Source organism: Sulfurimonas sp., assembly GCF_019429335.1.
GTDB lineage: Bacteria > Campylobacterota > Campylobacteria > Campylobacterales > Sulfurimonadaceae > Sulfurimonas.
Map to the genome: position 1 here is coordinate 17,725 of NZ_JAHYJB010000024.1, position 10,903 is coordinate 28,627.

Annotated in this window: 11 protein-coding genes and 1 pseudogene; 1 reads left to right on the plus strand and 11 read right to left on the minus strand. The window is 36.8% G+C overall.

What is annotated here, in order from left to right; genetic code table 11:
• Positions 1–12 precede the first annotated feature (12 nt).
• The 5 genes from K0A91_RS08125 to K0A91_RS08145 form a co-directional block, all read right to left on the minus strand.
• A complete protein-coding gene (locus K0A91_RS08125; RefSeq protein ID WP_295009686.1) occupies positions 13–2,367 on the minus strand; it encodes a hypothetical protein in 2,355 nt (784 codons plus the stop codon).
• Complete coding sequence (locus tag K0A91_RS08130; protein ID WP_295009687.1) at positions 2,348–3,013, minus strand: hypothetical protein; 666 nt, start codon at positions 3,011–3,013, stop codon at positions 2,348–2,350. Before K0A91_RS08130 ends, K0A91_RS08125 begins: the two co-directional genes overlap by 20 nt.
• Positions 3,010–3,231, minus strand: a complete 222-nt coding sequence (locus K0A91_RS08135; RefSeq protein ID WP_295009688.1) for a hypothetical protein — start codon at positions 3,229–3,231, stop codon at positions 3,010–3,012. Before K0A91_RS08135 ends, K0A91_RS08130 begins: the two co-directional genes overlap by 4 nt.
• A gap of 280 nt (positions 3,232–3,511) precedes the next feature.
• On the minus strand, positions 3,512–4,333 hold the full coding sequence (locus tag K0A91_RS08140; RefSeq protein WP_295009689.1) for a replication protein: 822 nt from the start codon (positions 4,331–4,333) through the stop codon (positions 3,512–3,514).
• 23 nt (positions 4,334–4,356) lie between these two features.
• Positions 4,357–4,602 (minus strand): helix-turn-helix domain-containing protein, encoded by a 246-nt coding sequence (locus tag K0A91_RS08145; RefSeq protein WP_295009690.1) that lies wholly within the window; start codon positions 4,600–4,602, stop codon positions 4,357–4,359.
• Positions 4,603–4,723: 121 nt separating this feature from the next.
• Here K0A91_RS08145 and K0A91_RS08150 point away from each other — a divergent pair, with 121 nt between their 5' ends.
• A complete protein-coding gene (locus K0A91_RS08150) occupies positions 4,724–5,245 on the plus strand; it encodes a hypothetical protein (protein ID WP_295009691.1) in 522 nt (173 codons plus the stop codon).
• A 50-nt stretch (positions 5,246–5,295) separates the two neighbouring features.
• Here the strand turns inward: K0A91_RS08150 and K0A91_RS08155 are convergent, their stop codons facing one another.
• The 6 genes and pseudogenes from K0A91_RS08155 to K0A91_RS08180 form a co-directional block, all read right to left on the minus strand.
• On the minus strand, positions 5,296–6,099 hold the full coding sequence (locus K0A91_RS08155; protein ID WP_295009692.1) for a Fic family protein: 804 nt from the start codon (positions 6,097–6,099) through the stop codon (positions 5,296–5,298).
• A gap of 229 nt (positions 6,100–6,328) precedes the next feature.
• A complete protein-coding gene (locus tag K0A91_RS08160) occupies positions 6,329–7,411 on the minus strand; it encodes a site-specific integrase (RefSeq protein WP_295009693.1) in 1,083 nt (360 codons plus the stop codon).
• A gap of 222 nt (positions 7,412–7,633) precedes the next feature.
• The gene (locus tag K0A91_RS08165; protein ID WP_295009694.1) at positions 7,634–8,671 is read right to left on the minus strand and encodes a polysaccharide deacetylase family protein; all 1,038 of its coding nucleotides are present in this window, start codon (positions 8,669–8,671) and stop codon (positions 7,634–7,636) included.
• Positions 8,672–8,697: 26 nt separating this feature from the next.
• A complete protein-coding gene (gene mgtE, locus K0A91_RS08170; RefSeq protein ID WP_295009695.1) occupies positions 8,698–10,035 on the minus strand; it encodes a magnesium transporter in 1,338 nt (445 codons plus the stop codon).
• A gap of 15 nt (positions 10,036–10,050) precedes the next feature.
• Positions 10,051–10,488 carry a ribosomal protein S18-alanine N-acetyltransferase gene (gene rimI / locus K0A91_RS08175; protein WP_295009696.1) on the minus strand — a complete coding sequence of 146 codons (438 nt, stop codon included), beginning with the start codon at positions 10,486–10,488 and terminating at the stop codon, positions 10,051–10,053.
• Positions 10,488–10,775 (minus strand): annotated as a pseudogene (locus tag K0A91_RS08180) (phosphatidylglycerol lysyltransferase domain-containing protein); the annotation flags it as partial. The gene rimI and the pseudogene K0A91_RS08180, both read right to left, overlap by 1 nt.
• Between the last annotated feature and the right edge of the window lie 128 nt (positions 10,776–10,903).

Sequence of the window (10,903 nt, forward strand, 5' to 3'; positions counted from 1 at the left end):
TTGTCACTCCTCTCATGTTGAATACTTAGCAGATTTGCTATCAATCTTATCGCCGAGCGAGCCCTGAACATCAACACTCACATCTTTAAGACCTATCAGATTTAAAATCATGTCACTGCCGTTAAACACAAGGTAGAACGCTAAAAATGCGATTACGATGCTATTTATGATATGCAGAAGCTCTTTTAGAATCATCAAATACATTAATTCAGTATCAATTTTTGTAAAGAGAAACTTGAGATTGTCGAAGTTCCAATCAATCAAAAGGGAATTCAAATTGCCCAAAAACTCGACTGCAAAAATTGCTATGACGATTGAAATAGCGAGCATAAGAGGCTTAAAAGCAAGGATAACGCCTGTTTTTAAGAACCTCTTGATAAGCTCTGTTTGGTTTGCCGCAAGCGCAAAAGCGACCAAAAACGGTGTAACCATGTAATACAAGAGAATGCTAATTGCCCAAAAACCGATAACTAAAAGTGAAGCTGTTAAAAGCATCACGAACGGGAACATCGCTACGCCGAACTTGATAATCGAGAGCGTCCAAAAATAAGCTACTATATCAAGCCCGAGGCTCTGAAATTTGGCAAAAATCTTAAAGAATCCACTATCTGGTAGAGATGGGATTTTTTGAAAAAATCCTGATATTTCGTTTTTGATTGAGCTGAATCCTGGAATCAGCACGTATGGAACGTTTTTCAGCAGGTCATCGTCAAGACTTGAGGGTACCATTGCGTTACTCTCTGGCGTAGCTCCCGCGAGCTCTCTGTCTCTTGATATGGCTTCTCTATTGAGCTTTTCAGCTTGATTGTTAATATGGTCAAGCTGTTTCATCACTGCGTCTGTAGTCGCTATCATGGGAGCCGCTATCCAACCAAGCTCTCCGAAGTTACGATATTGCATTTTTGTTAAGTGCTCCATCTGTTTATTGATTGTTCTGTCATTTGTCGCATCGGCGACCTCCCACATCTTCTTATCAACTTCTTTTAAAAGCTTTTTATTTTGTTTTTCTTTTTTATACAAAACCGCGCATCCTGAAATTGCGATAGATGGATTTATTCCATTTTTTACAAAATTTTCAGTGTACCAATTAAAAGCATTTCCACTAGCTCCAGTTGTCGTCTCGCTGGGTGGAAACGGCAAATTCAGAGAAGTGTGAAAATTTACATAATTTCGCACTTCTTCCAAATTGTAAGAATCATAACACCCATTCTCCAAGCTTGTAGATAAAAACTGACTTTCCTCTTCTAGCATTTTCTTCTGAATCACGAGGTCTCGTTTTGTGTTTTCGCCGACAATTCCGACATCACGCGTTTTATAAAGAATAAAAGCATCAAGTGCCGCCTCTGAAACATCATCTGCGAACCCCGAACCGCTTCTTAATATTTCACGATACCAGGACTGATAATTCACTTGATTGATAGTGCTCTCATCGTCGATTTTGACGGTATTCGTTGTAAAATAGAAACAGAATAAAGCAATGCCAGATACAACAGCTCTTTCCCACACATCCTCTTTATCCTGCACCTTTTTTGAGAGCTTTTTAGTGGCTTTTGAGGTGACCAAAAAGAGCGTGGTAATCGGGACAATTGTGAAGAGTAGGAACGTCTTTATTTCTAGCATTGTTACGTTGTAACGCTCAACAAATTGAATCACAAATATAATGACGTTTGTAAGCATTTCCTTAGTTGAGCTAAAAATACTCACTTCCTCTTCTGCCAATTTTTGATAAGTTTTTGCTCCAAACTGTGCATCAATTCCTATTATGTCGGCGATCCCATTACCTAGTCTGTACATAGTGCTCATAAATAGGTTATGAGACTCGTTCTCTACATTATAGTTGATGTAAGAATTGGGATACAAACTGTAACCGTTTTGAAGCTTAATCGTGTTTGTCGAAACGGTCAAAGGGATATCTACAACCTTGTTATCAAGCGTCAAGCCTGCAATTAAAAATGAGGGAAGATTGAGGTATCCCCCCGAATCGCTCGTGTAGTTTTGTAGATAGTTTTCTCGGATATTTTTTATCGATTTATATCTATCCACGCCGTTGTCTTTAGGCTTTGGGATGATTGCATCATCTTTAATTTTTTTAAGGCTCTCTTGCATTTTTCCCATGAGCAGCGGATTTGCAAGTTGAACCTTATCGACTACGCCCTTATAGTCGTACACGTAACAAGTTGTAGTCCCCGACCAATAATCAACCGAATAGATGCGCGTAAAATAGCCCTCTTTTACCGCTGGGCATGCGAATTTATTACTGAATTCTGGCTGCTTTTCTGCTAGGTATTTGTTTTGAATTTTGCTAGTGTTGGTATCTCCAAAAAGAGTACCAATAAGCAAAAGAAAGCTAATAATTATCCTCTTCATTTTCTCTCTCCTCCTCGACTATCTCGTCCTCAATCATTGCATAGAAGCCCGCCACACGGACAGTCTTAATGTAGTCGACGCCTGTTCTGACATTTAAGAGTTCTTTGCCTGCAATCTTTAAAAGCGGTTTTGACTTGCACTCACTTTTGAGTGTAATGTCGCTGCTGACGTGTTTTAGCATGTAATATTTGTCCCACTTGCCCGTCACTATTTCGTGCACAACAAAGCCCAAAATAAGAGCCTCGGTCGCGAAAAGCAGAGTGCGGTCAATCCAAAACCCAATCTCTTTGATTTCTGATTGCGTTAGCAACCACAAGCCCCCAAAACAGAGGGCAACGACGTACAATTTAAACCAATCTGGCTTTTCAGTAAACACCCATATACTTGAATATGCTATAATTGCCCCAAGCGCAAAAAGAGCCACTTCTAGCGCGTCTTGTGGGGCATTGCCCCCAATCAAGAGAAGCAAGAGCAAAGGCAAGTACTTCATCAAAAAAACTAACCACTTATTAACTTTTTGGATTTTTGATTTTGTCCCGAAATCGTTCCAAATCCAACCACGTTGCCAATCGACCGAGACCACGGTCAACACATTGAACCATAGTAAATATGGCACTCGATTTATTTTTGCGATATGCTTACTCATTGTAAAACTCCTGATTTTTTTAACTCTTCAATCTTGTTTAAATCAAGCTCTATGATGTCCGAATCCTCGTATTTTAGAGGGCTCCAAGCGTGTACTTTTTTTTCTAAACCTCTCAAATTTTCCGAAAATATGAGGTTAGCCTCACGCGTTACATAACCTAAACCAAGCACTAAAAGCAGGTTGAGGGCTACTAAAAAATATAAAATTACTGTTTTCATTTTTGTTTTTCCTTTTTTAAAAAAGTAGTAAAAAGTAACGATTAATTGAAAATCGTCACGTAAAGGCACTTAAAACTATCAAAACCCGTCAAGCCATACTTTGGCTAAGGCTATATAGAGAAAGTGCGCTCTAGCCTTATTATTTTGATTATTATTAACATCAAAGACGCATTACTGCGCTTTGCGCAACCTCCAATCGCGGAGAGGTGGCGGATAAGTAAATTGAACACGAGGTATAAAACCCTCGACAAAGCTCTAAAAATAGGGCTTTATTGAAGATTTAGTTTAAAAAAAACTTTTGTAACTCCATTTTTAGATGTTTGTGATAGTTTTTATTTTCAAGAGAACTTGAAAGTTCAACCAACCCGTTTTTAGAGTTTATAAACTCACATGTATTTTTCTCAAAAATTTTTTTGTACTCTTGGGTATTTTGTGATTTAAGAGTCTCGTTAGGAGTTTTGTCAGAGAGGTAAACAAGTAAAAGTTCAAACTGTTGATTTGCAATTTGATTAACAATATTGTCTTTTTGTGTCTCACTTTTTTCACTCATAAATTCCTCAAAATTTTCAACCGTTTTTACATCTCCTTTGAGTAAGTTTTGTTTGATAGATTTTTTGTAAAACTTTTCGTTTTTTATGTTTGATTTTGGTAACCATTTATAAAAATCTTCAAAGAATTTCTTTCTTCTTTCTTCTTCTTCTTTGTTATTGTCTTTTTGTATTGTCAAATTTTGGTAGGGGTGTGTGTCAATTTTTGGTAGGGGTACATCCTCAATCATACCTACCGTGTCATTATTTGACATAGTCAAATTTTGGTAGGGGTCGTCCAAGCAAAAAAGGCTAAATTTACCATCTCTTTTAACCTCTTTTATAAGCTTAAGTTTTTCTAAATTTTTGAGTGATTTTCTGATTGTGTTGTGGCTTGAAATCCCACTAAATTGAATAAATTGAGAGATTGAAATACCGTCAAATTCTTTATTCCATCCTTTAGTTTTGCGAACAATTATCAAATATATTTTTAAATCATTACAATTTAATAACTTGATAAAGTCATCCACGATTGAATTCGGAATCTGAAAAGAGTTTGGTATTAATTTATTCATGTTTGTACCTCTATATCAATTTTTCACGCCGTTTTAACAGTATCTGCTAGCCATTCCGCTATTGCTTGTTTTGGGTATAGAACGCGAGCTCGCTTGCCGTTGTTTTGCTTTTTATACGACGGTCCTATCCCTTCACGCCTCCAGCTTTCTAACGTTGAACAGCTCACTCCGATTGCGGCTGCTGTTTGCGATTGGGATAAAGCAAGTAGTTGCTTAAACTTTGGATTGATTTTATTTATCTCTTCGATAATTTGTGTTATACTACTCATTGATTTATAACCTTTATATAATTGATATAATGTAATCATAATGCTTTATAACTTAAATAAAGCTAAATTTGATTATTATTTGATTATATATAGATTATTATATGATTATAAAGGATTATACTTGAAAAATGAAGCTGAAATTTTAATTGACAGGATGATGAATCGCTATGATGTTTTTACCATTAGTGAATTGGCACAACGTATAGATACTTCACAACCAGCTATAAGTCAGTGGAAAAAAAAGAATTATATTAAAGCAATTGCGTCTAAGTGTCGTGAACTGGGTATATATGATGAGATTTTTGGTCAAAAAAAACCAGAGAAACAAGGCGGTGGACTTTTTTCAGAAGATACCCGCAGAGAGCTTAATGAGCTTATACGCAAAGAAGACGAAGAAATAATAAAGGCTGGCGTAAGAGATTTTGAATCGTATAAGAATTATAAAAAATCTCAAATGAAAGATGGCGAAGATATAGATGAATATGAGATAGGGTTAGATTACAAATTCTTTTTGGCACGTAATACCACTATGGAGCTATACGGCATCGATGATGTGACCGTCGGCATAATAAAAGAAGCATATAACAAAGCAGTCAAGAACGATGATTTAAAAGGCTTTAGAATCCATTTGATGGACTATTAAATTTAAAATTAAAATGCATAAGTTCAGAAACATATGGCACTATCATTTAGTCATCTTTTTCTCAACGGTCTGTTTTGTTCTTGCTTCTTTGAGTTCTCAACGAACAATATGGCATCTACTGTCTCTTGGTATTCTTTGATGAAGTAGGTTTTGAATTTATCATAACTGCCATTTTCGTAGTAAGCTACAATCGCACCTAAATATTCAGATACTCTTTCCTCGTTTGGAATATAGAGCATTTTACCCTCTTGTTTGAGAGAAACATTCAACATCATCCGTGCCGTTCTCTTGTTACAATCTTTGAAGTATTGCAGATAAGCCAAATTGCAATGCAAGTAAATTGCTTTATCAAAAGCATTTTCTATTGTTGCGTACTTATCAAACATATAGTTCAGCTCATCATCAAGTTTTTCAGCTGTGGCGAGTGGTATATATTCGCATCCTTTGATTGTTACCTCTTCGTTTCTTGGCATAGCTCTTTCACTGTCTGCAACCATTTCATCGGCTAGGATATAATGCAAATCTTTGAGTGTGTTTTTGCTCACTGCTAAATCTTCTTTGATGAACAGCTCATACGCATCACGCATATTGAGTATCATCTTTGCATCGCTATATCTTTTCCCGCCTGCCGTTCTCCCATACTCAAGCAAAGTGAGCGTATCGTTTTTGTCATAAGTGTTCCCCTCAATCTTTGCAGAAGTATGTATAAAATCCATACCAAACTTATCTACATAGCTCTTATTAGCAAGAAACTTTAAGAGAGATACCTTGTCATTAAGTGCATCAAGCAATGCTTTTTCCTCTTCTGTAAAAACAGTGACATTATCGAGAAAATCTGGATTGTAAGGTATCATTTTTTTCGTTCCTTGTATTTTGATTTGTCTTTTTTATAACACATGTATAATCTTCTATATTTAGATGTAGAATTTGAAACAGTCTTTTAACCGTTTTTGGAGGAACTGCAAAGCATAGCTCTTCATTATATTGTGTATTCTTCAAAGATAGGTCTACGTGAACACAAACCTTTTCTCTCAGCTCTGTCATATTTCCCCGGTTAATATAAAAAACAAATTATATCTTATTTTAAAATTCCAAGTTATCAACTTCATTCCTACCACTATTATCTGCCAGTTTTGCATATCTCAGAGTCATTTTTATATCTTTGTGGTTCATGAGCTTTTGAATAGTAAATATAGGAGTACCATTTATTGCCAAGCGAGAAGCAAACGTATGTCTAAGCGTGTGGATTACAACTCTATTTTTTCTATCACTTGAGTTTAATTTTTTATTGAAAAGTCTATTTAGTATCTCTCTCAAAGGTTTTTGTATTGTAGTCGAGTTCACATCAAACAGTTTTTCGGCGTGTTCTATATCTGCCGTATAATCCCTTAAAAGCCCTAATACATCATCTTTTAAAAATGCTTTATATGTAGTATTATTTTTGAAGTCTTTCAGCGTGAGTATCTTGTGCGTAAAATCTATGTCGTTTTTTCTTATATTCATAGTTGATGCAAGTCTTGCACCTGTAGTTAGAGACAATTTGCAAAACAGATACAATCTATTATCATCCTCAACAGCTTTGTATAACTTTTTAATCTCTTGCACTGTTAAAAATCTCTCTCTATCGTTATCCACGGTATCTTTTTTTATAAACTTTGAAATATCATTTGTAAGCAGCTCTTCATTGATACCAAATTTTATAATAGTACCGAGAAGTGCCAAAATATTATTAACTGTCTTTGGAGCAAGCGGGGTCTCTAGTTTTTCTTTTTTAAAGAGTTGTATATCTTTTTTATTAATAGTGTTTAAATCACTATTTTCAAAATATGAGAGAAGATGTTTTTTATATGAAGAGACATCTTTGTTTTTACTCTCGCTGTCTGGTCTTGTGTTGAAGTACTCATTTGCAATATCATCCAAAAAAACTTTATCTTTTTGTCTATGCTTTAAATGTACCTCTTCGCCAAGTCTAAGTTTTGTTAAAATCTCATTTCGTTTCAAATTACAATACTGTTCTCTTATGCCCTCGCTGAATTTTCCTATCTTCAACTCTTGCATTTTATTTTTACTATTTTTGAATGTGATATAATACGTCTTATCAGGTTTATCGTTCGTAGTGGTTTCGCGATAATAAACACCTGTAAATTTAGTTCTTTTTCTTGACATTTTTTTCCAACCTATTTCCAACCCACAATAAATATTATTGTAATTCTAACGGAATATAGGAAAAATTGCAATTTACCGCAAAGCCCTTTTTTATGGTAGTTTACGGATTGTTTTTGTTCTTTAAGGATTATAGAAAATGTTATCAAAGACGGCTCATAACCCGAAGGTCATAGGTTCAAATCCTATTTCCGCAACCAATCCATTTAAACACAATCAAATAACCTACTTTATTATCCACAAATTACTATACCAGTACCATTTTTCATCGTTTGCTTTTGCAGTACATGTATATCTCTCTCTTGGGCTTTTAAGCCTGTTTTCTGCCTTAACGCTAAACTCTCTCTCGGATATCCATTTAACGGGTATAGCATCGCCGTTTGAGAGATAACACCCTACGTTTTTTATCGGATATTTAAGCTTTATGATAAGTTGCGGCGGATTTTCATTGCCAACAAGTGGTTCAAGGGTTGAAAGGAATTCTATTGGAAGCGGCAGAGTGTTTAGTTTTAATAAAAAACCATCCATATCCCCAAAAGATTCAGACATAGCAAAACGTGGTAGCGTTTTAGTATTACTATGTCCATTAATTGCGCCTGATGTCTGCGTAACGCCTATATAGCCTAGGTCTTGAATAAACTCTGCAGTCTCAGCGCTATACTCTCCAAACGGATAGGAAAATAGTTTTGGGTTTTGGTTTGCTTCTGCTCCAAGCTCTTCTTGAAGTCTCTTCTGGGCAATCTCTATCTCACGCCCTATTCTGCTCTGCCATGCTTCTTTATCCTCGCCCTCTCTTGGAATAAGATAATCATGGCTTATTGAGTGGTTTGCAAACTCAGCTCCAAAGACGCTCATCTCTCTCATCTGCTCCCAGCTCATATAACTTTTTGAGCCGTTGTCTATAGGCATCGTGTTTACAAAAACCGTAAAATGGAAGTTCAGTTTTTTAAGCCTAACAAATGCCTCCTTATATATGCTTTTATATGCATCATCAATGGTAAGTGCGACTGTTTTTTTTAGGTAGCTTTTTTTCTCTAAAATATATCTTACAATCTTCGAGAGAGGCCAGACCACATAGTCGTTTTGTGAGAGATACTCAAGATGCTTCTCAAACTGCTCTAGTCTGATGTCTGTGGAGGGATATTTAGTTTCGCCAAAACGGTGATACATAAAGACTACTGCACTCTCGCTCTCTTGGCTATCTGCAAACAAAAAGCTTTCAAAGAGCAGCGAAAATAAAAAAACCAATAATACTTTTTTCATATCCTATAACCTCCCTTTTCTTTATACTATAACAAAATTATTGTTGCCAATCCTAAAAAACTAAAAAAGCCCACAATATCCGTAAAGGTTGTCAAAAGCACCGAAGAGCCTACTGCGGGGTCTATATCTGCTTTTTGCAAAACCAGCGGTATAAGCGAGCCGAAAAAACCTGCAGAGATAAGGTTTATAACCATTGAAGCCGCGATAACAACTCCAAGCATAGGAATGGAGAACCAAGCCCATGCTATCACTCCCATAACAACGGCAAATATCATACCGTTTATAAGCGAGAGATAAACCTCTTTTTTTATAGTCCTCTTTGCATCTTTCGTGTTGATTTCGCCAAGAGCCATCTGTCTTACCGTAACCGTCAGCGTCTGTGTTCCCGCATTTCCACCCATTGAAGCGACTATAGGCATAAGAATAGCAAGTGCTACGAGTGATTGGAGCGTAGCATCAAAAAGCCCTATAACCGCAGAAGCGACAATCGCCGTAAAGAGATTTATGCCAAGCCAAAATGCACGGTGCTTTCCTATGTGAAAAAGGCTCTCCTCCTGCTCCGCTTCATCGTTAACGCCGGCAAGATTATAGAGTTGTCCTGTTGCTCGATCTTCGATAATGTCGTATATGTCATCAGAGGTGATGCGCCCAAGAAGCTTGCCACTAATATCTACAACTGGAATAACGCCCATGTCGTAATTTGACGCTACCTCTACAACGTCGTGGATATCATCAAGTGCGTTGACACAAACAGTATTTATGCTCTCTTGCACAAGTTTGCTGTAGCTTACGTTTGGCCCGAGCAAAATGAGGTCTTCAAGAGGTATGGAGCCCAAAAAGTCATTTTCTCTCGTAATAACATAGACCTGATAGACGCTGTCTAGCTCTTTTTGCGCCTTTAGACGTTTTAGCCTGAGAATAGACTCTCCGACCTGCTCATCTATAAAAGCCGAGAATAGCTCGGTCTGCATATATGCACCAGCCTCATTCTCTTCGTAAGAGATTAGAGCTTCGAGATTTTGCCTGTCTTTGTGCGGCAGACTCTGAAGAACCTCCTCTGCGATATCCTCGTCTACATCTTCAATATTTCGGATAAGTTCTGCGGCATCGTCAGTGTCAAGTGTGTTTGTCAATCCTGCAAGTTCGTCTGCACTAAAGTGCTCAACTATCTCCTCGTGACAATGGCGAGGAAGCTCAATCATCACCTGAGCTTGGAGCTCTTGCGGGATTTTTGCAAGCTCCTCTAGGTAAGTTTTTTCATCATAATCGCGCAGATCAAGCAGAAGCTCTGCAATGTCATAAGGATGAGAATTTGCATCAATTTCACGGAGCTGTTGGATTAGCTCTTGCGGTGATGGTTTCACATTAACTCCTCTCTTTTATTTTTTTATATCCATCTGCATAAGAGATGCATCGCATCCGTCACCGTAAAACTCTTTTATAGTTTTTTTTATCTCAAATCCGCTTTTTTTATAGAGCGATATTGCTTTCTCATTATCTGTGCGGACTTCAAGCAGAAGTTTATTAAAACCCATTGAAGAGAGCTCTTTTGTTGCAAAGGACAAAAGCTCATTAGCTATTTTTTTGCCTCGATGCGTTTTATCAACTCCTATTGAGTAGAGCTTTGCATCTCTTCGTTTAACAAGAATAAGCAGATAACCTGCAACACTTCCATCAATCTCAAAGAGATATAACATGTTATTTTTTACATGGTACCAGAGAGAGCCGTAGGAGAGCGGAAAATTCTCTTTTGAAAAAAGTTTTTTCTCAAGCTCATAAAGCCTTTTTACATCGCTATGTGAAGCTTTTTTTATCATTATTTTTGATAAATCGTATATTTTGGAACCAGTTTAAAAGGACGATACGACATCTTCACTTTTTTAAGATTCTCAAACCCCATATCATCACCGACGTTGATATATGCAACTCCGTAGTGCTCTTTTAGCAGCTTAGAAAACTCTCTAAAGATAAACTGCGCACATCCCAGAACCTCAAAATCAGTTTTTTCTATAATAACGGTAGCTGTATCTTTGCTGATTTTCTCCCCTACGGTAAACCCTTTTAGCTCCCCGTTAATGTAGATGACCAATCCTATAAGAGAAAGCGGTAGTGTAAAATAATTTCTGTAAATTCCAAATCAGCTATGATAAAAATAAAAGGAATCATAGAGATGGAATTCAAAGGGAAAAAATTAGAGTTAGATTTAGAGGAGTTGATGCCGTTGCTTATGAC